This window comes from Streptomyces noursei (assembly GCF_016917755.1).
GTDB lineage: Bacteria > Actinomycetota > Actinomycetes > Streptomycetales > Streptomycetaceae > Streptomyces > Streptomyces yunnanensis.
Window position 1 is genome coordinate 5496176 of the sequence record NZ_CP070326.1, and the last position, 26226, is coordinate 5522401.

Here is a 26226-nt window from a genome sequence, read left to right on the forward strand (position 1 = left end):
AAGCGCGTACCGATGACCGACGAGGGAGCGGTTGCGGGTCAGCCCTGGGGTTCCAGCACCACGGCCGTGCCGTAGGCGCAGACCTCGGTGCCGACGTCGGCGGCCTCGGTGACGTCGAAGCGGAACATCAGCACGGCGTTGGCGCCGCGCGAGCGGGCCTGCTCCACCAGGCGTTCCATGGCCTGGTTACGGGTCTGGACGAGGGTCTTGGTCAGACCGCGCAGCTCACCGCCGATCATCGACTTCAGGCCCGCGCCGATCTGGCTGCCGAGGTGCCGGGAGCGCACGGTGAGGCCGAAGACCTCGCCGATCACTTGTTTCACGTGAAACCCCGGCACGTCGTTGGTCGTCACCACCAGGACGTCGGACTGCTCGTGCTGTCCGCCGCCGTACTCCTCGATGCCCATGGTCCGCACCTCCTGTCCTTGCGGTCAGGATCACCCGGGGCGGCCGGAGCGGCCAGCGCTCGGGGGCGGTCGGGTGGGGGTCGGCGGCCGGCGTCGAGGCGGGGCGGGGCGGCCCGGGAGGCCGTGGCCGGGGGTGCTCCTGGAACCACGGGACGTCATAGTCCGTTGATAGCTTTGGGCCGCACACTGCGCCTGCACCCCTCGCTTCCGCTCGCCGCGCCGCGCGAGCCGGGCGCCCTCGACCCAGGAGCCTTCACCCCGTGAATACTCTCGCGCTCGGCCCCCAGTGGCTGAACTCGGACTACTTGATCACGACATTCGGCCTGATCGGCGTCCTGCTCATTGTGTTCGCGGAGTCGGGGCTGCTGATCGGTTTCTTCCTGCCCGGGGACTCGCTGCTGTTCACCACCGGCCTGATGGTGACGACGAACAAGATCGACAAGCCGCTGTGGCTGGTGTGTGCGCTGGTGGTGCTGGCGGCCGTCCTGGGTGACCAGGCCGGATACCTCTTCGGGCGCAAGGTCGGCCCCTCGCTCTTCAAGCGGCCCGACTCCCGCCTCTTCAAGCAGGAGAACGTCGAGAAGGCGCATGCCTTCTTCGAGAAGCACGGTCCGAAGTCGCTGATCCTGGCCCGATTCGTCCCGATTGTGCGGACGTTCACGCCGATCATCGCGGGCGTGAGCCGGATGCAGTACCGCTCCTTCATCATCTTCAACATCATCGGCGGGACGCTGTGGGGCGCCGGCGTGACGCTGCTGGGCGCCGCGCTGGGCAACGTCGACTTCGTGCACAAGCACATCGAGCTGATCCTCGTGGCGATCGTGCTCATCTCCGTGGTGCCGGTCGTCATCGAGTTCCTGCGGGCGCGCTCCAAGGCCAAGAAGGAGCCGGCGACCGACGCGGCGATGGACGCCCCGCTGGCCGCGGCCCAGGCCCGTCCGCAGGGGCGGGGGCGCCACGCCAAGCGCTAGCGCTTGGCGCTGGCGCTTGGCGTGCATCCCACGTCGTCGGCTCCCCCGTCGTAGGGGTTCGCCTTTCTTGCGCCTGCGGCGCGGGTCCGCTGCGCGGGGCTTTTCGGCCGCGGTGCCGGTTCTGTGGGGTGGGGGATGTGCGGACTGCTGCGCTTTACGTCCGCACATCCCCCACCCCACAGAACCGTCCCCTCCCGTTGGTGGGTGGGTTTCAGGCCGTAGGGGTACGCCTGGGTGGTCCCCTGCGGGTTCGTCGTGGAGCGGTGGCGACCGTCAGGGGACCACTCGCGTAGGCCCCCACTCACCGTCTTTCCCACCCACCCACGGGAGGTGCCGGTTCTGCGGGGTGGGGGGTGTCCGGACGTAAAGCGCAGCAGTCCGGACACCCCCACCCCGCAGACCCGGCACCGCACCCGACAGCCCCGCGCAGCGGACCGGCAGCGGCCCCCCGCCGTCAGGCGGCCCCGCGCCGCGGGCGCGCAAGGCGAACCCCTACGGCGGGGCAGCCGACAACGTGGGCAGCGCGCCAAGCGCAGCGGACCGGCCCCCGAAGGAGCGCCGTCCGCAGCCATGCGGCATCGTGTGCATGACCAGTCGGCAGGAGGCACAGGCACGAGGAGCGGAGAGACGTGGCGTCGGATCCACCACGCGGTAAGGGCAAGGGCAAGGGCAGCGGCATCTCGGAGCCGGCCGGTCTTCCCGAGGACCGCAAGCCGCAGTCGGACGAGGCGCACAGCGCCTTCACGCCGCCGTTGGGTGTGCCGTTGCCGCCGACGCCCGAAGAGGAGCACCCGACCTCGGAGTTCGCGTTGCCCGAGGGGCTCCGGGCGGAGGCGCCGGCCGAGCCCGAGGGGTCGGCGTTCGCCCGGCCGGGGGGCGCCACCGGGCAGACCCCGCTGCCGACGTTCACGCCGCCGCACGGCATACCGGTCCTCAGCCTGACCAAGGAAGCGCCGTGGCAGGACCGGATGCGCACCATGCTGCGGATGCCGATCCACGAGCGACCGGTGCCCGAGCGCGCGGAGCGCACCGAGGAGGAGGGCGGCGGCCCCGCCGTGCCCCGCGTCCTGGACCTGACGCTGCGTATCGGCGAGATCCTGCTGGCCGGTGGCGAGGGTGCCGAGGACGTCGAGGCGGCGATGTTCGGTGTGGCGCACGCCTACGGGCTGGAGCGGGTCGAGCCGACCGTCACCTTCACCCTGCTGTCGATCTCGTACCAGCCGTCCCTGGTGGAGGACCCGCTCACCGCCAGTCGGACGGTGCGGCGGCGCGGCGTGGACTACACCCGGCTGTCGGCCGTTTTCCGGCTGGTGGACGACATCACCTCGGAGGGGATCAGCCTCGAAGAGGCGTACCGCGGGCTGGCGGAGATCCGCCGTAACCGGCACCCGTACCCGAGCTGGGCGCTGACGGTGTCCTCCGGGCTGCTCTCCGGCGCGGCGAGCATGTTGGTCGGCGGCGGGGTGCTGGTGTTCATCGCGGCGGCGATCGGCTCGATGCTCGGCGACCGGCTGGCCTGGTTGGCGTCGGCGCGCGGGCTGCCGGAGTTCTACCAGTTCGTGGTCGCGGCGATGCCGCCCGCCGGGATGGGGCTGGCCTTCGCCCTGGCCCATTCCAATGTGCAGTCCTCCGCGGTGATCACCGGTGGGCTGTTCGCCCTGATCCCGGGGCGGGCGCTGGTCGCCAGCGTGCAGGACGGGCTGACCGGTTACTACATCACCGCCTCCGCGCGACTGCTGGAGGTCGGCTATCTGATCGTCGGCATCGTCGTCGGCGTGCTGTCCGTGCTCTACCTCGGGCTGCAGGCCGATCCCGGTCTGAAGCGGCTCAACCCCGAGCAGGCGCTGCAGCTGTACAACGAGCCGGTGGTGCAGACCATAGCGTCGATGCTGCTGGCGCTGGCGTTCTGCGTCCTGCTCCAGCAGGAGCGGCACACGGTGGCGTTCGCGACGCTCAACGGCGGGGTCGCCTGGGTGGTGTACGGGGCGCTGACCGCCACCGCCGGCTTCAACGCGGTGCCCTCCACGGCCATCGCCGCCGGGCTCGTCGGCCTCTTCGGGCAGTTGCTCTCCCGGTACCGCTACGCCTCCGCGCTGCCCTATGTGACGGCGGCGATCGGCCCGTTGCTCCCTGGTAGCGCGACCTACTTCGGGCTGTTGAACTTCGCCCAGGGCAATCTGCTGGAGGGCTTCTCGTCGCTGATCAAGGCCGCCTCGCTGGCGCTGGCGATCGCGGTCGGCGTGAACCTCGGTGGCGAGGTCGCCCGGCTGTTCCTGCGGGCGCCGCTCGCCGTCGAGCCGGGCGGCGAGCGGCGGGCCGCCAAGCGGACCCGCGGCTTCTAGGACCTGTCCGGCCCTGGTGCACCGGACGGACCCCCAGGGCCCGTCCGATGCACCAGGGCCGCGTCCGCTGTGTTGGGTGAGTCGATCGCCCCTGGTGCGCAGTGCGCCGGGGGCTTCGTCCTGCTCACCCGTGAGGGGACCGTGGTGTTCCTTTCGGGCACCGCGCCGAGTGGACAACAAACGCGTTTACTTACGCCGGCCGGGCCTGCGGGTCATTCGACCGGGCAGGGCGTTCCGGCGAATCAACTTACGAGAAATTTGACGCCGGCGGGTGTGCTAGTTTCGGCCATCTTGACGACGAAACTCTGAGGTCGGGGCCGTTATCTTGGTCGCGCATCGCCGTGACCGTTGTCAAAACGGGGGGGTGTGCTCATGGCGAGGCGCGTCGCCAACACGAACCAGAGGAGCGGGGCCGCGCCCGGCGCCGGCCGGGTGGGGAGTGTCGCCAAGCGGCAGACCGCGCTGCTCGGTACGGGAGTGGCACTGGGGCTGCTGGGGGTCGGAGCCACGCTCGCCCAGCCGTGGGCCATCGGAAAACTGATCGGGGCGGTGTCCGCGGGAGCGTCGCTGACCGGTTCCATCATCACGGTCGCCGCCCTTTTCTGCCTGGGTGCTTTCTTTTCCGCGCTCCAGTCCTACGTAATAGGGCGGGCCGGGGAAAATATCGTCTATGACGTCCGGCACGGCCTTGTCGGAAGATTGTTGCGGGCCGATCTCGCGGAATTCGGTAAATGGCCGCAGGGCGACATCGTCACGCGCACGGTCACCGATACCTCGCTGGTAAAGATCGCCCTCTCGCAGAGCCTCGCGCAGCTGGTCATCAGCGGCGCCACGACAATCGGCTGCGTCGTGCTGATGTGCACCATCGACCTGTCGCTGATGCTCATCACCCTGGCCAGCCTCGGCGTCGCCAGCACCCTCGCCATCGTGCTCGCGCGCAAGCTCCGCGGAGCGGCCCTGCAGAACCGTGACGACACCGGCGCGTTCGGCAGCGGCGTCCAGCGCGTGCTCTCCGCACTGCCCACGGTCAAGGCGTCCCGGGCCGAGCCGCGCGAGACCGCCCGGATCGGCGCGCTGGCCGAGCGGGCGCGGCGCTCGGGGATCCGGGTCAATGCCTACAACGCCCTGCTGGTCCCCTCGATGAACGTCGGCACCCAGGGGGCACTCGCCGTCGTCGTCGGCGCGGGCATGGCCTGGGTCGCGCGGGGCGAGATGAGCATGGCCGACCTGACCACGTTCGTCATGTACCTGTTCCAGCTGGTCTCCCCCCTGGTGATGGTCTTCATGGCCATCGGCCAGTTCGTCCAGGGCCGGGCCGCCATCGAGCGGGTCGACAAGCTCGCCGGCCTGCCCCAGGAGGGCGGCGGGGCGGCGGACGCGGGACAGGGCCTCGCACCGACCGGGCCGCTGCCCGCGCACCACCCCGCGATCGAGTTCCACGACGTGCGCTTCGGCTACCGGCGCGGAGAGCCGGCGGCCGTGACGCAGGTGCTGCACGGCGTCTCGCTCAGCGTGCCGGCGCGCGGGCTGACGGCGGTGGTCGGGCCCTCGGGCGCCGGCAAGACCACCCTGTTCCAACTGATCGAACGCTTCTACCGGGTGGACGGCGGTCGCGTGCTGCTCGGAGGGCGGGACGTCGAGGGGCTGCCGCTGGAGACGCTGCGCGGGCTGGTGGGCTACGTCCAGCAGGACAGCGCCGCCATGCGGGGCACCGTCCGGGAGAACCTCACCTACGCCCAACCGCACGCCAGCGAGGACGACATCCGAGAAGCGCTGGAGATGGCCGGTCTCGGCGCCGTGGTCGCCGGGCTCCCCCAGGGGCTGGAGACCGAACTCGGCGACCAGGGCAGCGGATTGTCCGGCGGCCAGCGCCAGCGCCTGTGCATCGCCCGCACGCTGCTGCAGAAGCCCGCGGTCATGCTGCTGGACGAGGCCACCTCCCACCTCGACTCCGACTCGGAGCGGGCCTTCCGCGACGTGCTGCGCCGGGTCTCCCGGCAGTGCGCGGTGATCGCCATCGCCCACCGCATCTCCACGGTGATCGACGCCGAGAAGATCGTGGTGCTGGAGGACGGCCGGGTCCGGGCCACCGGCGTGCACCGGGACCTGATGGAGAACGACGCGCTGTACCGGCGGCTGGCCGGCTCACAACTGCACGCCGAGTCCGGCCCCGCCGCCACGGCGGGCGACCGGGCGCGCGGGGAACCGGGGGCGGGACCGCTCCCGTCCGCGGTCGGCCGGCCCCCGTGGGGCGGCCTCAACGAGCAGACGGTGCGGCTTCGGCCCATCGGGATCGAGGAGCAGTGGTGAACAGCACCGATGTGGCGATCGTCGGCACCGGCCCCAACGGCCTGGCGGCCGGCGTGGTCCTGGCCCGGGCCGGCCTGAGGGTGGAGCTCTACGAAGCGGCCGAGACCATCGGCGGCGGGCTGCGCACCGCGTCGCTCTTCGACACCGGCGTCGTGCACGACATCTGCTCCGCCGTCCATCCGATGGCCGCCGCCTCCCCGTTCTTCCGGGCGTTCGACCTGGCGGCCCGTGGGGTCGAGCTGCTGCACCCCGAGATCAGCTACGCCCATCCGCTGGACGGGGGCCGTGCCGCCCTGGCGTACCGCTCGCTGGCGGACACCTGCGCGCACCTGGGCCCCGACGGCCCGCGCTGGCGGCGGCTGATGGGCCCGCTGCTGGAGCACAGCGAGGCCGTCGTCGACCTGATCCTCTCCGGGCAGCGCAGCCTGCCGCGGGACCCCGCCGCCGCCCTGCTGCTGGCCGGCCGGGTGGCGGTCCACGGCACCCGGCTCGGCGCGGCGTACTTCCAGGGCGAGGAGGCGGCGGCCCTGCTCACCGGTGTCGCCGCGCACGCGGTCGGCAAGCTGCCCAGTTTCGCGGGCGGCGCGGTGGCCATGCTGCTGGGACACCTCGCACACGGGACGGGGTGGCCGCTGCCGCGCGGGGGCAGCGGCCGGATCGCGGAGGCGATGGCCCGGGACATCGCCGCGCACGGCGGCGTCTTCCACACCGGTCACCCGGTGACGGACCTGGCGGAACTCCGCGGCGCGCGGGCGGTGTTGCTCGACACCAGCCCCAAGGGCTTCCTGGCCCTCGCGGGCGACCGGCTGCCGCGGTCCTACGCGCGCGGCCTCGCGCGCTTCCGCTACGGTCCAGGCGCGGCCAAGGTCGACTTCCTGGTCTCCGAGCCGATCCCCTGGTCCGATCCCGCCGTGGGCCGCGCCGGGACGGTCCATCTGGGCGGTACCCACGCCGAGATGGTCCGGCAGGAGACGAAGAACGCGCGCCGGGTGCGGACCCGGGAACCGTTCGTCCTCCTGGTGGACCCCGCGGTGGCCGATCCGGGGCGCGCGCTGCCCGGGAAGCGCCCGGTGTGGGCGTACGCGCACGTGCCGAACGGTGATCCCACCGATCCCCACGCGTTGGTACGCGCGCGCATCGAGCGCTACGCCCCGGGGTTCGGGGACACGGTCCTCGCCCACCGCTCGGTGCCCGCCGCCTCGTACGAGACGTACAACCCCAACTACGTCGGCGGCGACATCGGTTCGGGCGCGATGACGCTGTACCAGAGCCTGGCACGGCCCGTCCCCCGCTTCGACCCCTACCGCACCCCGCTGCCCGGGGTCTTCCTGTGTTCCTCGGCCACCCCTCCGGGGCCCAGTGTGCACGGCATGTCCGGTTATCTGGCGGCTGTTTCCGCATTGCGGCATTGTTTCAGGACATATGACATACCCGACGTGGGTCCGAAGTCCGCGCTATTGACGGGTGCATGTCCGCGTTAAAGCGGCGACAACTTTCACTTCCGCCGTCAATCAATGCCCAACTCTTCGGGTCTTCCCGAGTCGTGCACGACGGCGCGGGACAAGGCAGGACGGGGTATGGCCCGGAACGGCGGTATAGACCAGGGTGGTTGGAGGCATCCGGGCCCGTGGTGCGGGGCAATCCAGACGTGCGTCGGACAGCAATCGTCCGGCCCGGAAGCTTTGCCTCCTTGTGGTATCGCACGTATTCACTGGCGCCCATCGCGATGTATATGATGGACTCACACGACATAACCTGAAGTTCCCCACACTTCGTTGAGGCGTTTCCACTGGATCGACAGGCGCTGCTGGTCTGACCAACCATGCGCAACGACTGCGGTTTCACCTGCGGTCGTGTTGGCCTATGACGTCCTTCCTTGCTCCGGCTCTTCGGCTTCACGGCGGCCCCCTAGGGATCGAATGTGGGGACAAAGTGAGGGAGTTCGGTGACTAACGGGGTTGAAGACATCGGCTATGGGCGACAGTTCGCCGGCTGGTACGACAGGCTGATACCGGACGACGAAGTCACCGCCGAGGCGGTGAAGGGGCTACTGGCCCTCCATCCCGCCCCTGAGGCGGGGACGATCGAACTCGGCGTCGGCACGGGGCGGATCGCTGTCCCGCTTTCCGAGAGCGTCGGCAGGGTGACCGGTGTGGACTCCTCACCGGAGATGCTGGACGCGATGCGCGTCAAACTGAAGGAGCGTGGAGACGTCACCCCCGTCCACGGTGACATCCGCAGCTATACCTCGGATTCCCGTTACGGGCTGGTGTATTGCGTCTGTGCGACGCTATCGCTGCTGCACACCCCCGAGGACCAGCTACTGGCCGTCCGGCGCGCGGCCGACCTTCTCGCCCCCGGCGGCAGGCTGGTGATCGAGACGCACAACAAGCCGCCGATCCTGGAGCTCCACGAGGGGCGCAAGCGCACCACGTATTTCGTCCCCTATCCGGAGCCCGGCACGGGCGTGCAGACCCATTCGACGCTGCTCGACGGCGACCTCTGGCACTGCTCGCACATTCTGTACCAGGCCGACGGCACCACCCGGGTGGGCAGCGAACTCACCCGGCTGACCACCCCCGAAGAGATCGACGCATACGCCCGCGCGGCCGGCTTGGAGCCCGAGACCCACCTTTCTCGGTGGGACGGCACCCCCTATAACGAACAGTCACCCATGTTCGTCTGCTGCTACGTCAAGTCCTGAGCGCACACAGGAAAGCGGAACACAGAAGGGGGCCACAGGTGGGACGACCGCCGATTTTGCCGGCAGACAAGAAACTCGGGCTCCTGGTGAGAGTGATGAGTGGTCAACTGACCGCGGCCGAAGCGGCACGGGAAGTCGGAGTCTCCGAGCAATCCGTATCGAACTGGCGCAGACAGTTTATTGAGGGAGCCCGTAACGGCCTGGCCGGCGAGAGTGGAAAGGACTCCGAGGAGGCGTCCAGGATCGCCGAGCTCACTCAGGAAAACGCGATGCTCAAGGCCACAATAGGCGAGCTGTATATGGAGCTCCGGAAGTCCGGGCGGGGCACACCCGGCCGCGTTCCGCAGCCCTGCGGGAAGACACGCCCGGCCCGGCGGGTCAACTAACTCATTATTTGACCCCGGCATCCGGTGTTAGTGTCGGGGATATCAGCCACTTGAAATCACGGGGGAGGGATTGTGGCGTCTTTGGAGCGCCAATTCGCCGTGGGCATAGCTGGTTTGGCCGGTGCGAGCCTGCTGACCGGTGCGGTAATGCGATTCACGGGGAAACGCGAACGTGCGCGTCGCTACCTGATGCACGAGAGGCCGGACGGCAGCCTCGTGGAGGTCGACGTCAGCATTCCTTCTCAGGCCCGGCGCGTCGTCCTGCTCGACAACGGGCTGGGCGCGCCGCACGAATACTGGGACTGGGTGTGCGACGCGCTTCCCGCGGACATGGGGTACGTGCGGTTCAACCGCCCCGGCTACGGACTCAGCACACCCGTCGCCCAGTACGGTCTGCACCGGCACTACGCGCTGTTGCAGGAATTGCGTGACACCTATGTCCCCGGTCTCCCGGTCGTCCTGGCCGGCCATTCCCTGGGCGGGTACTTCGTCGCGGCCTATGCCTCGCGCCATCCGGGCGCGCTGGAGGGCGTGAGCGCGGTGGTCATGATCGACGCCACCGAGGTGACCAGCCTGCGCCACTCGCGCCGCACCGACATCGACCGGTGGGCGCGCCAGTCGCTGGTGATGGAGCAGGCGTACGCCTGGGCGGGCCTGTCGGCCTTCCGCCCGGCCAAGAACGTGAACCAGCAGTACCGTCCGGAGATCAACCGCAGCTACACCGCGTTCCTGACGAACCCCTGCTCCTGGGCCACGGCCCACCGGGAGTACCGGGACGCCATGACGTACCCGGAACTGACCGACCTGGACTGCCCGTTGACCGTGGTCACGGCGGAGAACAACGTCGGCGACAACACCATGCACCACGCCGTCCAGGCCCGCTTGGCCGCCATCTCGAAGCGGTCCCGGCACCACTTCATCGAGGGCTCGGACCACGAATCCGCGCTCGCCGTGCCGGACCACGCCCGACAGGTGGCGGAGGTGATCGCGGGCGAACCGCCCACCGGGCGGACCGACCCGGAGCGGCGGCAGACCGCCACGAAGGACCGGCCGGCCGCGGTGCGCGACACGGAGCGGGAGGAGGAACTGACGTGAATGTGAACACGGAACGCCTGAAAACGGCCGTCGTCACGGCCTCGATCGCCGCCTGGCTGGTGGCGACGGCGGCCGGGCAGCTGCCCGAGAACCGCTTCGACAACCTCCTGCGGCGCGGGCGGTGGCAGATCCCGGTCCCCAACTGGCGCTTCTTCGGCCCGAACCCCGGGGTCAAGGACAACCACCTGCTCTACCGGGACATCACCGACGGCAGGCCCGGCGACTGGACGGAGGTGGAGATCACCCGCGACCGGCCCTGGTACGCCCTGGTCTGGAACGCCCGCAACCGTTGCCCCAAGGCCCTGTTCGACGCGAGCCAGGACACCATCTCCCGCTCGGTGGCCTTCGGGCCGGAACTCCGCCTGGTGACACTGGGCTCCGGATACCAGCTGCTCTCCCGCTACATCCAGCGCCACCTGCCGCACGCCGAGGGCGCCTCGCACAGCCAGTTCATGCTGATGCAGTCGTACCTCAACGCCCCCGGCGACCGGCAGATCAACCCCGTCTTCGTCTCCGTGGAATTCCCGCTGACCGAAGACGCCACGCCTGACGCGGCCGCATTCCCGCTGGCCGCGTAGCGAGCCGATCAACCTTCTCGGCCGGAAGCTGCGAGCTCACTCGGTTCCCCTGTGCCGCGTGAGTTCGCGCCCTCCCGCCGAACGGCTGGAGAACTCGCTGTGAGATGTCTACGAGAAAGAGGACAGAAATGTCTGTTGTGGCTGAATTCGCCAACACGCAGCTGGTGGACGTGAAGCCGGGCCGTATCGGTTCCGACGCCGCGCCGACCATGATGACCCCGCTGGCCACCGTCGCGACCCCCGAGGCCGTGTCCGCCGGCATCGCGGTGACCTCCGCGACCGCGGCCGCGCTGAACATGGTCACCCACAACGTCCAGCACGGCTGAGCGTTCGGCTGCGGGGCGGTGCTGACCGGCATCGATAACCCCGGCCGATGAAAGACGCGGCGGCACGGTACGCCCGATACGCATACCGTGCCGCCGTTTCCCATATCCACTATCCACCGTACTCGCATCACATCATCAGGAGCACCCATCCATGTTCCTCAGCGCTCCGCCCGAGGTCACGGCACGCCGAGTGGCTTCGCTGGGTACGCTTGTCTCCGCACTGGAAATGCTCAGCCAGACGCGTAAGTTCGAAGACGGTGAATTGCTGAGCGGCCAGCTCGCGAACATGCGACCCAAGTTCGCCAAGCGATTTCCCCGCCTGACCCGCGTCCTGAGTTCCAAGAAGGCGGCGGTCGCCCTGTACGGAGTGCAGGCGGGTGCTTCTGCCGCCACGCTGATCTGGGGGCACAAGCGCGCGGTCCGCACGACGGGCAGCGCGGTCCTGGCGGTGACGGGCGCCGCCGGTCGGCTGCACACCCCCTTCGGCGGCGACGGTGCCGACCAGCTCCAGCAGGTGGTCAACGTCGTCCTCGCCTCGACCGGCACCTTCAAGGACGGCGAGAAGGCCCGCGACGTGGCCATGCGCGCGCTGGCCCTGGAGACGACCATCTCCTACGTCGCATCCGGTGTGGTCAAGCTCGTCTCCCCGGTGTGGCTCAGCGGCGAGGCGTTCAGCGGGGTCATCCGTACGCACAACTACGGGGACCCGCACCTCTTTCAACTCGTGCACAAATACCCGCTGTTGGGGAAGCTCATCACCTGGGGAACGGTCGCCGCGGAGGTCGGCTTCCCGCTGGTCTTCGTGCTGCCCAAGCCGGCGGCCAGGGCATGGCTCGGCTCGATGAGCCTCTTCCACCTGGGCATCGGGCAGTTCATGGGCCTCAACCGCTTTGTGCTGGCCTTCGGCGCCACGCACCCGGCGATCCTCTATGTCCTCGACCAGAGCGAGGGGCGTGCGGCGCTGACGGGGAGGACCTCCGCGGCCGTGACGTCGGCCCCCGCGGCCGCCTGAGCGAGCACAGGTACAGCCATCGGCATGAGGCATGCCCGCCCGACGGGCTCCCTTTGCCGTTCGCGAAGCACATCCCCGCAGTGGCCGGATGCATTCCCGGACAGGGCGATGAATTCCCCTGCAGGGTCCCGACTTTCAAAGGAGACGCAATCATGAAGCGCATCACCATGGCCGCGGGCGTCGCGGTGGCGGGCGCCTTGCTCGCCGTGTCCGCCCAGGCCGGCGCGCAGGCCGCGCCGCTGCCGCGGACGACCGTGGCGGACGCCGCGGCCGTCACGCCCTCGGCGGCGCAGGGCGACTGGAACCCGCCGGCCGGCTACACCCTGGAGCGCTCGTTCCTGGGCGACAGCGCCTCCTGCAGTAAGGAAGGGGACGCGGGGGTGGCCGCGGGGAAGTGGCATCAATACGTCTGTCACGAGCAGATGATGAAGCTCACCGACACCTGGATGCTCTTCCAGTTCCTCTACGTCAAGAAGTAGAGGAAGAGAAGAAGGAGAAGAGGCGGGGCGCGGACCCCGCGACACGTACGACGGGCGGCCCCCAGATGGGTGCCGCCCGTTCGCGTACGAAAATCAGAGCGCGCCGACGGGCGTGCGGGGCCCCTGAGAACCCCGTCCGCCGCCGGATCCGCTCCGCCGGTCGGGTCAGTGCCCGCCGTGCGCCTCGAAGCGCTTGTACGAGCGCTCGATCTCGGCCTCGGCGTCGGTACGGCCGACCCAGTTGGCGCCCTCGACGGACTTGCCGGGCTCCAGGTCCTTGTAGACCTCGAAGAAGTGCTGGATCTCCAGGCGGTCGAACTCCGAGACGTGGTGGATGTCGCGGAGGTGCTCCACGCGCGGGTCCGAGGCGGGCACGCACAGCAGCTTGTCGTCGCCGCCGGCCTCGTCCGTCATCCGGAACATGCCGATGGCACGGCACTTGATCAGGCAACCGGGGAAGGTCGGCTCGTCCAGGATGACCAGCGCGTCCAGCGGGTCGCCGTCCTCGCCGAGGGTGTTCTCGACGAAGCCGTAGTCGGCCGGGTAGCTGGTCGAGGTGAAGAGTCGACGGTCCAGGCGGATCCGACCGGTCTCGTGGTCCACCTCGTACTTGTTCCGCGAACCCTTCGGGATCTCGATGGTGACGTCGAACTCCACGGGTGGCTCCTCCATGATCAACACATACGTCTGGTGATTAAGTGTCCCCCACGCAGGTGTGTGGTGGCGAAAGGGGCTGGTCCGAAGTGCCCGAGACCCGAACATGGCAGGTCACATGGCAGTCGGCGCAGCGTTCCGCGCGGGTGGCGGCACGCCGGGCGGGGCGTTCCGCACGCACCGCGGCACGGACCGCACAGCGCGCCGCGCATGCGACAACGGGCGCCGCACAGCACGCATGGCAGGCCGCACCGCGGCAAACGCGGCAGACCTGGCAGCTGACAGCGGCGTCCGCCGCCACAGGTCTGGCGGTCGCGGTCGTCGCGGTGGCGGCGGCCGGGCCGTGGGACTCCGGTCAGCGTACGGCCGAGCGGGCGGCGGCGGTCCCCGCTCCGGCAACAGGTGGCGAGCATCACGATGACGGCCGGGCGCCCGGCCCTGCGCCCAGCGCGCCGGCCGTGCTGACCGCGCTCGGCGGGCCCGCGCGCGGCGCGGTGGGCCGCGGCGGCGCGGCGCCGGCGCCCACCGACGCCGGACTGGCCGACGCCCTGTCCCCGCTCCTGTCGGACCCCGCGCTCGGCCCGCTGCGGACCGCGTCCGTGGTGGACGTCGCGGCCGGCCGGCAGGTCTTCGGCGAGAAGCAGGACGAGGCGGCCACCCCCGCCTCCACGGTCAAGCTCGCCACCGCCGTGGCCGCGCTCTCCCGGCTCGGTGCCGACCACCGCATCGACACCGGCGTCGTGCTGGCCGGCAAGGACCGGATCGTCCTGGTCGGCGGCGGCGACCCGACTCTGACCGCCCGTGCGGCCGGCCCGGGGCCCGACGAACGGCCGGCCAGCCTGCGCGACCTCGCCGACGCCACCGCCCACGCCCTCCAGCAGCGCAAGCTGACCACCGTCGGCCTCGGCTACGACGCCTCCGCCTACACGGGCCCCGCCGAGCACCCCATCGGCCCCAACGAGAACATCGCCCCGGTCGCCGCCCTGATGACCGACGAGGCCCGCCTCGACGACAGCGACCACGGCACCGCACCGCGCTCCACCGACCCCGCCGGCGACGCCGCCCGCACCTTCGCCGGCCTCCTCAAGGAACGCGGCATCACCGTCACCGGCGACCCCGCCGAGGCCCGCGCCCCGAAAAGCCCCGACCGGATCGCCGTCGTCCGTTCCCTGCCGCTCTCCGCCCTCGTCGAGCGGATGCTGACCTACAGCGACAACGACATCGCCGAGGCGCTGGCCCGGCAGACCGCCCTCGCCGCCCACCAGCCGGCCAGCTTCGACGGCGCCGCCAAGGCCGTGCGGGACGCGCTGGCCGCCCAGCACCTCCCGCTGACCGACGCCGTCTTCGAGGACGGCAGCGGCCTGGACCGGGACGACAAGGTCTCCGCGAACCTGCTCTCCCGCCTCCTGCTGGCCGCCGCCGCACCCGACAAGCCCGAACTCCGCCCGGTCCTCACCGGCCTCCCGGTGGCCGCCTTCACCGGCACCCTCAGGGGGCGCTACGTGGGCGACACCGCCGGCGCCGGCACCGTGCGCGCCAAGACCGGCACCCTCACCGGCGTCAACAGCCTCGCCGGCACCGTCGTCGACGCCGACGGCCGCCTCCTGGCCTTCGCCTTCATGACCACCGGCACCACCGACCCCCAGGCCGCCCAGAAGGCCCTGGACCGCATGGCCTCCACGGTGGCCAACTGCGGCTGCCGCTGAACGACCCACCCTCCGGGCGCCCACCCACCGTCCTCTTCACCCGCGCAGCGGCCACGCGGGGCCGACCACCCCCGTCGGCTACCAGCCGGCGCGGCGTCCCCGTACCGTGAACCCATGACGAGCATCGGTGGTGTCGAGATGGTCGACTGGAATCTCGCGGTCGCGACCGCGACCCGATTCGTACGGCCCGGTCCGGAGGTGAGCCGGGACGAGGCGCGGGCGATCGTCGCCGAGCTGCGCCGGCACGCCAAGTCGTCCGAGGAGCACGTCCGGGGGTTCACCCGAATGGCGCAACCCGGCGCGGAGGGCGGGGCGGTGTCGCACGACACGCCGGTCCTGGTGGTGGACCGGCCCGGCTGGATCCGGGCCAACGTCGCCGGTTTCCGGGCGGTGCTCAAACCGCTGCTCGCCAAGATGGAGGACCGACGGTCCTCAACGCCCGGCGGTGCGGTGCTCGGCGCGGTCGGCGGCAAGGTGACCGGCGTGGAACTGGGCATGCTGCTGTCGTTCCTGGCGTCGCGGGTGCTGGGCCAGTACGAGACGTTCGCCCCGGCCTCGCGGGACCTGCCGGCCGGGACGCAGGGCGGCCGGCTGCTGTTGGTGGCGCCGAACATCGTCCATGTGGAGCGGGAGCTCGACGTGGCGCCGCACGACTTCCGGCTGTGGGTGTGCCTGCACGAGGAGACCCACCGGACCCAGTTCAGCGCCGTGCCCTGGCTGCGGGACCACATCGAGGGCGAGATCCAGTCGTTCCTCAGCGAGACCGACATCGACCCGGGGACGCTGCTGGAGCGGCTGCGGGAGGCCGCCCAGTCGCTGGCCGGCGCCAAGCCGGAGGGCGAGGAGGGCGAGGAGGGCCGGTCGCTGGTGGACGTGGTGCAGACGCCCGTGCAGCGGGAGATCCTCGGGCGGCTGACCGCGGTGATGTCGCTGCTGGAGGGGCACGCCGACTACGTCATGGACGGGGTGGGGCCCGAGGTGGTGCCCTCGGTGGCGGAGATCCGGGAGAAGTTCCAGAAGCGGCGGGCCAGCGGCGCCGGCCGGCTGGACCAGGCGCTGCGGAAGCTGCTGGGGCTGGACGCGAAACTGCGGCAGTACCGTGACGGTGAGCGGTTCGTGCGGTCCGTCGTCGAGGAGGTCGGCATGGACGGCTTCAACCGCGTCTGGACGTCGCCCAACACCCTCCCCACCAAACAGGAGATCGCCAAACCGGCGGACTGGGTCGCGCGGGTGCACCGGAAGGCCGATGGAGCACAGTAAGCCCAGGATGTGAGCCGGGCACGCCATGCGGCAGTAGAGCGCCCCTTCAATCACCCGTCTGAGGGACCGTGACCGATGGATAGGCGTGCAATGCTCGGGGAACTGCTCGCCTCTGTCACCATCTAGGCACTCTCTGTTACGAAGTGCCGTCCATGCTTGAGGCTCGCCCCCAGCTGAACGATTGGAAACGGACATGGGTCCCCATCCAGCGGTCGCCGCGATACGCCTGGCGGTCCGCCGCGTACTCCACGACGTGCTCACCCACCACTGCGCGCAGGACCGGCGCGAGGCACCGCTCGTGCTCGTCGCCTGCTCCGGCGGCGCCGACTCCATGGCGCTCGCCTCCGCCCTCGCCTTCGAAGCCCCCAAACTGGGCGTCCGCGCCGGGGGCGTGACCATCGACCACGGCCTACAGGAGGGCTCCGACCTCCGCGCCGCCGAGGTCGCCCTGCGGCTGCGGGCCCTCAAGCTCGACCCCGTCGACATCGTCAGCGTCGAGGTGGGCCGGGTCGGCGGTCCCGAAGCGGCCGCCCGCGATGCCCGCTACGCCGCCCTGGACGCCACCGCCGACCGCTACGGCGCCAGCGCGATCCTCCTCGGCCACACCCGCGACGACCAGGCGGAGACCGTGCTCCTCGGGCTGGCCCGCGGCTCCGGGATCCGCTCGCTCTCCGGGATGGCCGCGGCCACCGGGACGAACGGCCGCTACCGCCGCCCCTTCCTGGACGTGGACCGACAGACCGCCCGTACGGCATGCCTCATCCAGGCGCTGCCCGTCTGGGACGATCCCCACAACACCGACCCCGCCTACACCCGCTCACGGCTGCGGCACGAGGGGCTGCCCGCCCTGGAGAAGTGCCTGGGCAAGGGCGTCGTCGAGGCGCTGGCGCGGACCGCCCAGCTCTCCCGCGACGACGCCGACGCACTGGACGGCTGGGCCGCAGACGCAGAGGTGACGGTGCTCGACGAGGCCGGCACCCTCGACGTGGCCGGACTCTTCGCGCTGCCGGCCGCGGTGCGCCGTCGGGTGCTGCGCCGGGCGGTCATCGCGGCCGGTTCGCCGGCCGGTTCGCTCTTCGCCCGCCACATCGAGGAAGTGGACCGGCTGATCACGGCCTGGAGGGGGCAGGGTGCCATCAACCTCCCCGGGCGCGTGGGTGTGCGACGGCAGGGTGGCAGACTGGTCATTCGGCAGGGCTGAGCGGCAGAGATCGCGCCCTGCCCTGTGATCTCACGACCGGTTCCCGCTTCGTGAGCTCCACGACCGATCTGCACACGTAACCGAACGAGAGTGGCACGGGTGGACGACAAGGACATGGGCGCCGACCTTCAGTCGGTGCTCATCACTAAGGAAGAGATCGACGCCAAGCTGGCTGAGCTGGCTGCGAAGATCGACGCGGAGTACGCGGGCAAGGACCTGCTCATCGTCGGTGTCCTCAAGGGCGCGGTGATGGTGATGGCGGACCTGGCGCGTGCGCTGTCCAACCCCGTCACGATGGACTGGATGGCCGTGTCCTCCTACGGCGCGGGCACCCAGTCCTCCGGTGTGGTCCGCATCCTCAAGGACCTGGACACCGACATCAAGGGCAAGCACGTCCTGATCGTCGAGGACATCATCGACTCGGGTCTGACGCTGTCGTGGCTGCTGTCGAACCTCGGCTCGCGCGAGCCCGCCTCGCTGGAGGTCTGCACGCTGCTGCGCAAGCCGGACGCGGCCAAGGTCGCCATCGACGTGAAGTGGATCGGCTTCGACATCCCCAACGAATTCGTCGTGGGTTACGGCCTGGACTTTGCGGAGAAGTACCGCAATCTGCCGTTCGTCGGTACCCTCTCGCCCCACGTGTACGGCGGCTGAGAGCACCCCCGCGTCTCCCGGCCGCCGCGTCGGACGGGGACCCGGATGGCCCGTGGCGGGCGGCGGGAACCCTTCGGGGATTCCCGCCGTTGGAGCAGGGAGAGGGGAATCCCGGGCTTCATTGTTCCGCACCGGCACAGGCGCCGGGTGACAATGCTGGGGTACCGTCCGAAGGCAGTCGGTTTTCGGGCCAGTAATACACACCGTACGCACGACCAGCCCTCCAGAGGGCGTTGTGCCTCACTGTGGCAGGAGGGACGGGGCCTTAGGTGGCTCCGTGTGGATGGACGTGAAGCGATACTTCCGTGGGCCGGTCATGTGGATCGTGCTGGCCGTCCTCGCCGTGGTCGTGTTGATGCAGGTCGTCGGCTCGTCCGGCGGCTATAAGACGGTGGACACCGGTCAGGTCGTCAAGGCGATTGCTGACAACAAGGTGAAGTCCGCCGAGCTGACCACCGGCGACGAGAACAAGATCAAGATCGAGCTGTCGGGCGACAACAAGATCGCCGGCTCCAACAAGATTCAGGCCAGCTACATCGGCGACCAGGGCGTTGACCTGGCGAAGAACCTGCAGGCCAAGTACCAGACGGGCGAGATCAAGGACGGCTACACCGTCTCCCCGTCGAAGCAGAACCCGTTCGTCAGCGTGATCATCACGCTGCTCCCCTTCATCCTCATCCCGGTCATCTTCCTGATCCTGATGAACCAGATGCAGGGCGGCGGGTCCAGGGTGATGAACTTCGGCAAGTCGAAGGCGAAGCTGATCACCAAGGACACCCCCAAGACGACCTTCGCGGACGTCGCGGGTGCCGATGAGGCCGTCGAGGAGCTCCACGAGATCAAGGAGTTCCTCCAGGAGCCGGCGAAGTTCCAGGCCGTCGGCGCCAAGATCCCCAAGGGCGTGCTGCTGTACGGCCCGCCCGGTACGGGCAAGACGCTGCTCGCGCGCGCCGTGGCGGGCGAGGCCGGCGTCCCGTTCTACTCGATCTCCGGCTCCGACTTCGTCGAGATGTTCGTCGGTGTCGGTGCCTCCCGGGTCCGTGACCTCTTCGAGCAGGCCAAGGCGAACGCCCCGGCGATCGTCTTCGTCGACGAGATCGACGCCGTCGGCCGGCACCGCGGTGCGGGTCTCGGCGGTGGCCACGACGAGCGCGAGCAGACGCTCAACCAGCTGCTCGTCGAGATGGACGGCTTCGACGTGAAGGGCGGCGTGATCCTGATCGCCGCCACCAACCGCCCGGACATCCTCGACCCGGCGCTGCTGCGCCCCGGCCGTTTCGACCGGCAGATCGCCGTCGACCGTCCGGACCTGCAGGGCCGGCTGGAGATCCTCAAGGTCCACCAGAAGGGCAAGCCGGTCGCGCCGGACGTCGACCTCTCGGCCGTCGCCAAGCGCACCCCCGGCTTCACCGGTGCCGATCTGTCCAACGTCCTGAACGAGGCCGCCCTGCTGACGGCCCGCAGCGACAAGAAGCTGATCGACAACCACTTCCTGGACGAGGCGATCGACCGCGTCGTGGCCGGTCCGCAGAAGCGGACCCGGATCATGTCCGAGAAGGAGAAGAAGATCACCGCGTACCACGAGGGCGGGCACGCCCTGGTCGCGGCGGCTTCGCCGAACTCCGACCCGGTCCACAAGATCACGATCCTGTCCCGCGGTCGGGCTCTGGGCTACACCATGGTCCTGCCCGACGAGGACAAGTACTCCACCACCCGCAACGAGATGCTCGACCAGCTGGCGTACATGCTGGGCGGGCGTGCGGCGGAGGAGCTGGTCTTCCACGACCCGACCACCGGTGCCGCCAACGACATCGAGAAGGCGACCGCCACCGCCCGCGCGATGGTCACGCAGTACGGCATGACCGAGCGGCTCGGCGCGATCAAGTTCGGCACGGACAACTCCGAGCCGTTCCTGGGTCGTGAGATGGCGCACCAGCGCGACTACTCCGAGGAGGTCGCCGCGCTGGTCGACGAGGAAGTCAAGAAGCTCATCGAGACCGCGCACAACGAGGCGTGGGAGATCCTGGTCGAGAACCGCGACGTGCTCGACAACCTCGTTCTGGAGCTCCTGGAGAAGGAGACCCTGAACAAGGAGCAGATCGCCGAGGTCTTCAAGCACATCGTGAAGCGCCCGGCCCGCCCGGCGTGGACCGGCTCCTCGCGCCGTACGCCCTCGACCCGTCCGCCGGTGCTGACGCCCAAGGAGCTGGCCCCGGCCAACGGCTCCGCGGCATCGTCGGTCTCCATGGAGAAGACGGACACCTCCGAGGAACCGCGCTCGGAGAGCTGATCCAGGGGCCCCCGGGCCCCGGAATACGCGCCGCGCCTCCCGAGGTTTTAGCCTGGGGGGCGCGGCTTTCCGCGTTTCGAGCGGGCCCAGAAGGAACGAGGCACCAATGACGGACCCTGTGACGCTGGACGTCGAGGGCGCGATCGGCACGTTTGACGAGAAGCGTGCCCAGAACGCCGTGCGCGAGCTGCTCATCGCGGTGGGCGAGGATCCGGACCGCGAGGGCCTGCTGGAGACGCCGGCGCGGGTGGCGCGGGCGTACAAGGAGCTCTTCGCCGGCTTGTGGCAGAAGCCCGAAGACGTGCTGACCACCACCTTCGACCTCGGCCATGACGAAATGGTGCTGGTCAAGGACATCGAGGTGGTCTCGAACTGCGAGCACCACCTGGTGCCGTTCGTCGGTGTGGCCCACGTCGGCTACATCCCGTCCACCGACGGCAAGATCACCGGGCTGTCCAAGCTGGCCCGGCTGGTCGACGTGTTCGCCCGGCGCCCCCAGGTGCAGGAGCGGCTGACCACCCAGATCGCCGAATCGCTGATGCAGATTCTGGAGCCGCGCGGGGTGATCGTGGTCATCGAGTGCGAGCACATGTGCATGACCATGCGCGGGGTGCGCAAGCCGGGGGCGAAGACGACGACCTCCGCGGTGCGCGGGCAGCTGCGCGATCCCGCGACGCGGGCCGAGGCGATGAGCCTGATACTGGCCCGCTGAGGCCGGACGGCCGGGCGGCCGGGAGAAGACGGGAAAGGCGGTCGTCGGCGCCCTGTGCGGCGTGCCACGGCCCGCAACGGAGAGCGGCCCGGGGTCCGCGGCGGTATCGCCGGGACCCCGGGCCGCTGCCGGGTCGCCAAGGGGTCTGGTCAGACCTTCAGGTGGCCGCCCATCCACGCCAGCGCGGCGGGGATCTCGCGGCGCCAGGTGTTGAAGTTGTGGCCGCCGCTGTCCAGGATGATCGACGCGACCTTGGACGGCGACTTGGTGCCCTCGATGAACTTCAGGGTGGGCTTGTAGTTGCTCTCGCCGTGCTTGCTGCTGGTGACCAGCAGGTTCACCGGGGGAGCGGGCATGTGCTTCTGCCGCCAGTGCAGGTCGTTCTCCCGCTCCAGCTGCTTGCTCCCGCCGAACAGGGCGCCGGTGGTGGCGTCGATCGGCGCCTTGTAGTCGCCGGAGAGGGAGACCGCGGTGGAGTACGACTGCGGGTTGCGCATGGTCAGCTTCAGCGCGCAGTAGCCGCCGGTGGAGTCGCCCATGATGCCCCAGCTCTTGGCGTCCTTGCCGACGCGGTACTGGCCGCTGATGTCGTGCCGCAGGTCGTGGGCGAAGAACGTCTCGGTCTGGGGGCCGTTGGGTATGTCCACGCACTCGGTGTCACGGGGCGGGGCGACCGTCGGGCGCATCATCACCAGGACGGTCGGCTGGATGCGGTTGTCCTGGAGCAGGTCGTACTGGGTCTGCGGGTAGTGCAGCTTCTTGTAGAGCGCCTCGGCGGTGCCGGGGTAGCCGGTCAGGACCACCGCCGCGGGGAACTTCTTGTGCGCGTACTTCTTCTGGAAGTACTGCGGCGGCAGGTAGACGTACGCCGGGCTGGCGATCTTGGACTTCTCGCCGCGGATCAGGACCTTGTCCAGCCGGCCGGCGGTCGTCGGGACCGAGGCGCCCTGGATGCTCAGGCGCTCGGTGCCCAGCATCTTGAGGTTGGTGCCGTTCGGGCCGGACTTGTAGTTGGTGACCACGCCCGGTTCCTGCTCCTGGCCGAAGAGGTCGGCCCAGGAGGCGTAGAAGCCGAAGGTGTTGTTGGCGAACAGGCCGATCGCCGCGAAGAGCGAGAGCTGGGTGGCGAAGAGCAGGCCGATGCGGCCGAGCACGGCGCGCCAGTTGCCCTTGGAGAGTCGCGGCCAGAGCCAGATCGTGAGAACGAACAGTGCCACCGCGAGGAGTACGGCGAGCAGCAACACTTTCTTGCTGGTGAGACCCATGTGGTGCTTTCTTCCGGGCGGCCGGGCCATCCGGACCGCAAGTGGAACCCCGAGCCCTGAGACGCCGTCATACAGGGCGCAAAAGTCCAGATGCTGCGACTAGGCTCGCACGTTCTCTCGACCGGGGCGACGGGAAAGTGATGTCTGACAGGCTAGATGGGGAAAAGTCGGAGAAGGTTGCGTGGTCTGCGCCACGCTGGCTCCGCGGCCCGCGGCCCGCGGCGGTACCCGGGCTGATCGGCACGGCAGGCGCCGTGGTCGGTGTGCTGAATCTCATGTCCGGACTCTTCCCGCGCTTCCGGCACAGCCGGGTGCACGCGGTGGCCGAGGTGCTGCCGGGCGCGGTGAGCCCGCTGGCGGCCTCCGCCTCGCTCGTCGTCGGGATCCTGCTGCTGCTCCTGGCCCACGGGCTCAAGCGGCGCAAGCGGCGGGCCTGGGTGGCGGCGGTGGCGCTGCTGCCGGTGGGGATCGCCGCCCAGGTGGTGTACCGGCACTCGATCTTCGGGGCCGTGCTGTCGTTGCTGCTGCTGGGGTTCCTGATCCGGCACCGGCGGGAGTTCGCGGCGCTGCCGGACCCGCGCAGCCGCTGGCGGGCGGTGGCCAACTTCGTCGTCCTCGGTGGGGTCAGCTTCGCCCTCGGGATGGTGATCGTCAGCTCCCACCCGCACAAGATCGTCGGCTCGCCGTCGTTCGGTGCGCGCGCCGAGCACGTGCTGTGGGGGCTCTTCGGCTTCGAGGGGCCGGTCGCCTACACCCACGGCGTGGACTACACCGTGGGCTACTCACTCGGTGCGCTGGGCCTGCTGACCGTGGCCACCACCGCGTACCTCGCCTTCCGGCCCGAGCACCCCGCGGCCCGGCTGACGGACGAGGACGAGCAGCGGCTGCGGGAGCTGCTGGCCAAGCACGGCGGGCGGGACTCGCTGGGCTACTTCGCGCTGCGCCGGGACAAGGGCGCGGTGTTCTCGCCGTCCGGCAAGGCCGCGGTCTGCTACCGGGTGATCTCCGGGGTGATGCTCGCCAGCGGCGACCCGATAGGGGACGTCGAGGCGTGGCCGGGCGCCATCGAGCGCTTCATGGAGGAGGCGCGGGCGCACTCCTGGACCCCCGCGGTGCACGGTTGCAGCGAGACCGGCGGCCAGGTCTGGACCCGGGAGACCGGGATGGACGCGCTGGAGCTGGGCGACGAGGCGATCGTGGACGTCGCCGACTTCACCCTGTCCGGCCGGTCGATGCGCAACGTGCGGCAGATGGTCAAGCGCATCGAGCGCAACGGGTACACCACTCGGGTGCGCCGGGTGCGCGACCTGGAGCCGGAGGAGCTGGAGCGGGTACAGAAGGCCGCCGACGCCTGGCGCGACACCGACGACGAGCGCGGCTTCTCCATGGCGCTCGGCCGCATCGACGCGGACAAGGACGGCGACGCGGTGATCGCGACCGCGCATCTGGCCCCGGCGGAGGGCGAGGAGGCCGGCCCGTTCGGTGACCTGAAGGCGTTGCAGTACTTCGTGCCCTGGGGGCCGGACGGGATGTCGCTGGAGCGGATGCGGCGCGACCGCAGCGCCGACCCCGGTATGAACGAGCTGCTGATCGTCGCCGCCCTGCACACCGCGCCGGAGCTGAAGATCAAGCAGCTCTCGCTGAACTTCGCGGTCTTCCGCTCCTACCTGGAGCGGGGCGAGAAGCTGGGCGCGGGCCCGGTGATGCGCATCACGCGCGGGACGCTGCTCTTCCTGTCGCGCTGGTACCAGATCGAGTCGCTGTACAAGTTCAACGACAAGTTCCAGCCGCGCTGGGAGCCGCGGTTCGTGGTCTTCCGCACCAGCCGGGACATCCCGCGGATCGGCCTGGCGACCATGCAGGCGGAGGGGTATCTGGAGCTGCCGCGGGTGCTGCGCCGCCGGAGGGCCGCCGAGCCGCTGCCCTGCGCGCATCCGGAGGAGTCGGTGCTGGCGGCCGGGACGCTGGAGAAGGTCGCCTAGAACGTCGCCTGGGCCGCGTCCGCAACCGCGACGATCGGGCCGTTCGGGCGCCCCGCACGGGGCGCGCGGGCGGCCCGTCGGACGTCGGGCCGCGCAGGTCGGCGGGGGCAATCCGGCCGGTCGGCACACGGCCTACGCTGGTGCCATGAGTACCTTGCGCGGCCGGGTGGCCGGACTGCCGGACTGGGACCGCTGCGCGGTGATGGGCGTCGTGAATGTGACGCCCGATTCGTTCTCCGACGGCGGCGAGTGGTTCGACACCGAGCTCGCCGTCAAACACGGTCTGGACCTGGTGGCCCAGGGCGCCGACATAGTGGACGTCGGCGGCGAGTCGACGCGCCCCGGCGCGGCCCGGGTGGACGAGGCCGAGGAGCTGCGCCGGGTCGTCCCGGTGGTCCGGGAACTGGCCTCGGCGGGGGTCGTGGTCTCCGTCGACACCATGCGCGCCGCGGTGGCCGAGCAGGCCGTGGAGGCCGGCGCGTGGCTGGTCAACGACGTCAGCGGCGGGCTGGCCGACCCGGCGATGGTGCCGGTGGTCGCCGCCCACCACGTCCCGTTCGTGGTGATGCACTGGCGGGGCCAGTCGATCGACATGAACAACCGGGCGGTCTACGCGGACGTCGTCGGTGAGGTGGTCGACGAGCTGGCGGCCAGCGTGGAGCGCGCGGTCGCCGGCGGGGTGGACCCGGAGCGGATCGTCATCGATCCCGGGCTGGGCTTCGCCAAGGAGGCCGGGCACGACCTGGCGTTGGTCGCCCAGCTGAACCGGCTGCGGGCGCTTGGCCGACCGCTGCTGGTGGCCGCTTCGAGGAAACGGTTCCTGGGCAGGGTGCTGGCAGGCGGCGAGGGTGCCGCTCCACCGCCGGCCCGGGAGCGGGATGCCGCGACGGCGGCGGTGTCGGCGATCGTGGCGCGAGAGGGGGCCTGGGCGGTGCGGGTGCATGAGGTCAGGGCGAGCGCGGACGCGGTGCGGGTGGCCCGCGCCGTCGAGGGCGCGGTGGCCGGGAGCGCCGGGGCGTCCGGTGCGGGCCGGGTGAGCGGTACGGCGACGACGACGGGGACGAAGTGAGCGGCTTGGGCCCGCAGACGGACATCGAGCTGGTCGAGCAGGCGAACACCGCGCTGTACGAGACCATCGAGCGCGGCGACCACGAGGCGCTGTCCGAGCTGTGGTTGGACGGCCAGGTGAGCGTGGTGCACCCGGGGTGGCCGGTGCTGCGCGGGCGCGGGGAGGTGCTCCGCTCGTACGCGCTGATCATGGCGAACACCGAGTACATCCAGTTCTTCCTGACCGATGTGGAGATCGACGTCATCGGCGACACCGCGCTGGTGACCTGTACGGAGAACATCCTCAGCGGGGGGCCCGCCGAGGACGACGGCTCGGTGGGGCCGCTGATCGGCCAGTTGGTCGTGGCGACCAATGTCTTCAAACGGACCGAGGACGGCTGGCGGGTCTGGTCGCACCACGGCTCGCCGGTCCTCGCGGACCGCGAGGACGACGAAGGGGACGACGACGCGGACGAGGACGAGGAGAGCGGGCCCGCCGGCCGGTTGTAGTCCCACTCCGCGGACATGTGAGTGGCTTCACAAGCGTGCCCGTCCCGGGGGAGTGCGCCGGCGCGCCCGGCGTCAGCGGCCCGGGCGGGGCGCACCCGTTCGAGCCAAGTGCGGCATGGGTAGGGGTGGGGCGGGTGTGCGCGGGTAAGAGGCCGCGCGGGCGATCTCCCGTGCTCTGCAAGGCTGCCTGCGCGACGTGGCCTAGCAGCGGGACGGGGCCTTGTCCATAGCCCCCATGGGCGAGCGCTGTCGGTGCTCGCAGGTAGATTCGAATGGGGCAGCGTCGCCGGCCGACTCTGGCGCCTGCCCGAATCCGACGAACACATGGCGCCAAG

Annotated in this window: 23 protein-coding genes; 20 read left to right on the plus strand and 3 right to left on the minus strand. The window is 70.3% G+C overall.

All coding sequences use genetic code 11. From position 1 onward, the window contains the following. Positions 1-38: 38 nt before the first annotated feature. Positions 39-407, minus strand: coding sequence for a YbjQ family protein (locus JNO44_RS24365; RefSeq protein WP_067348468.1), 369 nt, complete (start codon positions 405-407; stop codon positions 39-41). Between the two features lie 260 nt (positions 408-667). On the opposite strand from JNO44_RS24365, the gene JNO44_RS24370 reads away from it, so the two are divergent. From JNO44_RS24370 to JNO44_RS24420, 11 genes are all read left to right on the plus strand, one after another. Continuing rightward, the gene (locus JNO44_RS24370; RefSeq protein ID WP_205366089.1) at positions 668-1378 is read left to right on the plus strand and encodes a DedA family protein; all 711 of its coding nucleotides are present in this window, start codon (positions 668-670) and stop codon (positions 1376-1378) included. 629 nt (positions 1379-2007) lie between these two features. Then, positions 2008-3720 carry a threonine/serine exporter family protein gene (locus tag JNO44_RS24375; RefSeq protein ID WP_420882675.1) on the plus strand — a complete coding sequence of 571 codons (1713 nt, stop codon included), beginning with the start codon at positions 2008-2010 and terminating at the stop codon, positions 3718-3720. 372 nt (positions 3721-4092) lie between these two features. Next, the gene (locus JNO44_RS24380) at positions 4093-6030 is read left to right on the plus strand and encodes an ABC transporter ATP-binding protein (protein WP_205366090.1); all 1938 of its coding nucleotides are present in this window, start codon (positions 4093-4095) and stop codon (positions 6028-6030) included. Next, entirely contained in the window at positions 6027-7511 is a 1485-nt protein-coding gene (locus tag JNO44_RS24385) for a phytoene desaturase family protein (RefSeq protein WP_205366091.1), read from the plus strand. The genes JNO44_RS24380 and JNO44_RS24385 overlap by 4 nt, the downstream gene beginning before the upstream one ends. A gap of 464 nt (positions 7512-7975) precedes the next feature. Then, positions 7976-8734, plus strand: a complete 759-nt coding sequence (locus JNO44_RS24390) for a class I SAM-dependent methyltransferase (RefSeq protein WP_205366092.1) — start codon at positions 7976-7978, stop codon at positions 8732-8734. Positions 8735-8772: 38 nt separating this feature from the next. Continuing rightward, positions 8773-9120 (plus strand): transposase, encoded by a 348-nt coding sequence (locus tag JNO44_RS24395; protein ID WP_102926629.1) that lies wholly within the window; start codon positions 8773-8775, stop codon positions 9118-9120. A 189-nt stretch (positions 9121-9309) separates the two neighbouring features. Next, entirely contained in the window at positions 9310-10215 is a 906-nt protein-coding gene (locus JNO44_RS24400) for an alpha/beta fold hydrolase (RefSeq protein WP_240167650.1), read from the plus strand. After that, the gene (locus tag JNO44_RS24405) at positions 10212-10793 is read left to right on the plus strand and encodes a hypothetical protein (RefSeq protein WP_235093994.1); all 582 of its coding nucleotides are present in this window, start codon (positions 10212-10214) and stop codon (positions 10791-10793) included. The genes JNO44_RS24400 and JNO44_RS24405 overlap by 4 nt, the downstream gene beginning before the upstream one ends. 128 nt (positions 10794-10921) lie before the next feature. Beyond that, positions 10922-11119 carry a linaridin family RiPP gene (locus JNO44_RS24410; protein ID WP_159030869.1) on the plus strand — a complete coding sequence of 66 codons (198 nt, stop codon included), beginning with the start codon at positions 10922-10924 and terminating at the stop codon, positions 11117-11119. Between the two features lie 286 nt (positions 11120-11405). Beyond that, entirely contained in the window at positions 11406-12131 is a 726-nt protein-coding gene (locus tag JNO44_RS24415; RefSeq protein ID WP_240167651.1) for a hypothetical protein, read from the plus strand. Positions 12132-12283: 152 nt separating this feature from the next. Beyond that, on the plus strand, positions 12284-12610 hold the full coding sequence (locus tag JNO44_RS24420) for a hypothetical protein (protein WP_205366095.1): 327 nt from the start codon (positions 12284-12286) through the stop codon (positions 12608-12610). 165 nt (positions 12611-12775) lie between these two features. Here the strand turns inward: JNO44_RS24420 and JNO44_RS24425 are convergent, their stop codons facing one another. Beyond that, entirely contained in the window at positions 12776-13267 is a 492-nt protein-coding gene (locus JNO44_RS24425) for an inorganic diphosphatase (RefSeq protein ID WP_039634169.1), read from the minus strand. 86 nt (positions 13268-13353) lie between these two features. Here JNO44_RS24425 and dacB point away from each other — a divergent pair, with 86 nt between their 5' ends. The 6 genes from dacB (at position 13354) to folE (ending at position 21087) form a co-directional block, all read left to right on the plus strand. Beyond that, positions 13354-14970, plus strand: a complete 1617-nt coding sequence (gene dacB / locus JNO44_RS24430; RefSeq protein WP_205366096.1) for a D-alanyl-D-alanine carboxypeptidase/D-alanyl-D-alanine endopeptidase — start codon at positions 13354-13356, stop codon at positions 14968-14970. Positions 14971-15084: 114 nt separating this feature from the next. Further along, complete coding sequence (locus JNO44_RS24435; protein ID WP_205366097.1) at positions 15085-16230, plus strand: zinc-dependent metalloprotease; 1146 nt, start codon at positions 15085-15087, stop codon at positions 16228-16230. 193 nt (positions 16231-16423) lie between these two features. Then, positions 16424-17431, plus strand: coding sequence for a tRNA lysidine(34) synthetase TilS (gene tilS / locus JNO44_RS24440; protein WP_205366098.1), 1008 nt, complete (start codon positions 16424-16426; stop codon positions 17429-17431). Positions 17432-17545: 114 nt separating this feature from the next. Continuing rightward, positions 17546-18085 (plus strand): hypoxanthine phosphoribosyltransferase, encoded by a 540-nt coding sequence (gene hpt, locus JNO44_RS24445; RefSeq protein ID WP_039641113.1) that lies wholly within the window; start codon positions 17546-17548, stop codon positions 18083-18085. Positions 18086-18368: 283 nt separating this feature from the next. Further along, positions 18369-20375, plus strand: coding sequence for an ATP-dependent zinc metalloprotease FtsH (gene ftsH, locus JNO44_RS24450; RefSeq protein WP_205366099.1), 2007 nt, complete (start codon positions 18369-18371; stop codon positions 20373-20375). Between the two features lie 106 nt (positions 20376-20481). Further along, complete coding sequence (gene folE / locus JNO44_RS24455) at positions 20482-21087, plus strand: GTP cyclohydrolase I FolE (RefSeq protein WP_205366100.1); 606 nt, start codon at positions 20482-20484, stop codon at positions 21085-21087. Between the two features lie 149 nt (positions 21088-21236). Here folE and JNO44_RS24460 read toward each other — a convergent pair whose 3' ends face one another. Continuing rightward, positions 21237-22352: an alpha/beta hydrolase gene (locus JNO44_RS24460; protein ID WP_205366101.1), complete on the minus strand. Its 1116-nt coding sequence runs from the start codon at positions 22350-22352 to the stop codon at positions 21237-21239. Between the two features lie 140 nt (positions 22353-22492). On the opposite strand from JNO44_RS24460, the gene JNO44_RS24465 reads away from it, so the two are divergent. The 3 genes from JNO44_RS24465 to JNO44_RS24475 all read left to right on the plus strand — a co-directional run bounded on the left by JNO44_RS24465 (position 22493) and on the right by JNO44_RS24475 (position 25891). Then, on the plus strand, positions 22493-24334 hold the full coding sequence (locus JNO44_RS24465) for a phosphatidylglycerol lysyltransferase domain-containing protein (protein ID WP_205366102.1): 1842 nt from the start codon (positions 22493-22495) through the stop codon (positions 24332-24334). Positions 24335-24479: 145 nt separating this feature from the next. Then, positions 24480-25403 (plus strand): dihydropteroate synthase, encoded by a 924-nt coding sequence (gene folP / locus JNO44_RS24470; RefSeq protein WP_067348430.1) that lies wholly within the window; start codon positions 24480-24482, stop codon positions 25401-25403. Between the two features lie 5 nt (positions 25404-25408). Next, positions 25409-25891, plus strand: a complete 483-nt coding sequence (locus JNO44_RS24475; RefSeq protein WP_205370389.1) for a nuclear transport factor 2 family protein — start codon at positions 25409-25411, stop codon at positions 25889-25891. The last annotated feature ends 335 nt before the right edge of the window (positions 25892-26226 follow it).

Coding starts and splice junctions, on each gene's coding strand:
- JNO44_RS24435 (WP_205366097.1), top strand. CDS start 15,085: ATGACGAGCATCGGTGGTGTCGAGATGGTCGACTGGAATCTCGCGGTC.
- JNO44_RS24420 (WP_205366095.1), top strand. CDS start 12,284: ATGAAGCGCATCACCATGGCCGCGGGCGTCGCGGTGGCGGGCGCCTTG.
- JNO44_RS24410 (WP_159030869.1), top strand. CDS start 10,922: ATGTCTGTTGTGGCTGAATTCGCCAACACGCAGCTGGTGGACGTGAAG.
- JNO44_RS24380 (WP_205366090.1), top strand. CDS start 4,093: ATGGCGAGGCGCGTCGCCAACACGAACCAGAGGAGCGGGGCCGCGCCC.
- JNO44_RS24415 (WP_240167651.1), top strand. CDS start 11,406: ATGCGACCCAAGTTCGCCAAGCGATTTCCCCGCCTGACCCGCGTCCTG.
- tilS (WP_205366098.1), top strand. CDS start 16,424: ATGGGTCCCCATCCAGCGGTCGCCGCGATACGCCTGGCGGTCCGCCGC.
- JNO44_RS24400 (WP_240167650.1), top strand. CDS start 9,310: ATGCACGAGAGGCCGGACGGCAGCCTCGTGGAGGTCGACGTCAGCATT.
- ftsH (WP_205366099.1), top strand. CDS start 18,369: ATGGACGTGAAGCGATACTTCCGTGGGCCGGTCATGTGGATCGTGCTG.
- JNO44_RS24365 (WP_067348468.1), bottom strand. CDS start 407: ATGGGCATCGAGGAGTACGGCGGCGGACAGCACGAGCAGTCCGACGTC.
- folP (WP_067348430.1), top strand. CDS start 24,480: ATGAGTACCTTGCGCGGCCGGGTGGCCGGACTGCCGGACTGGGACCGC.
- folE (WP_205366100.1), top strand. CDS start 20,482: ATGACGGACCCTGTGACGCTGGACGTCGAGGGCGCGATCGGCACGTTT.
- JNO44_RS24460 (WP_205366101.1), bottom strand. CDS start 22,352: ATGGGTCTCACCAGCAAGAAAGTGTTGCTGCTCGCCGTACTCCTCGCG.
- JNO44_RS24465 (WP_205366102.1), top strand. CDS start 22,493: ATGTCTGACAGGCTAGATGGGGAAAAGTCGGAGAAGGTTGCGTGGTCT.
- hpt (WP_039641113.1), top strand. CDS start 17,546: ATGGGCGCCGACCTTCAGTCGGTGCTCATCACTAAGGAAGAGATCGAC.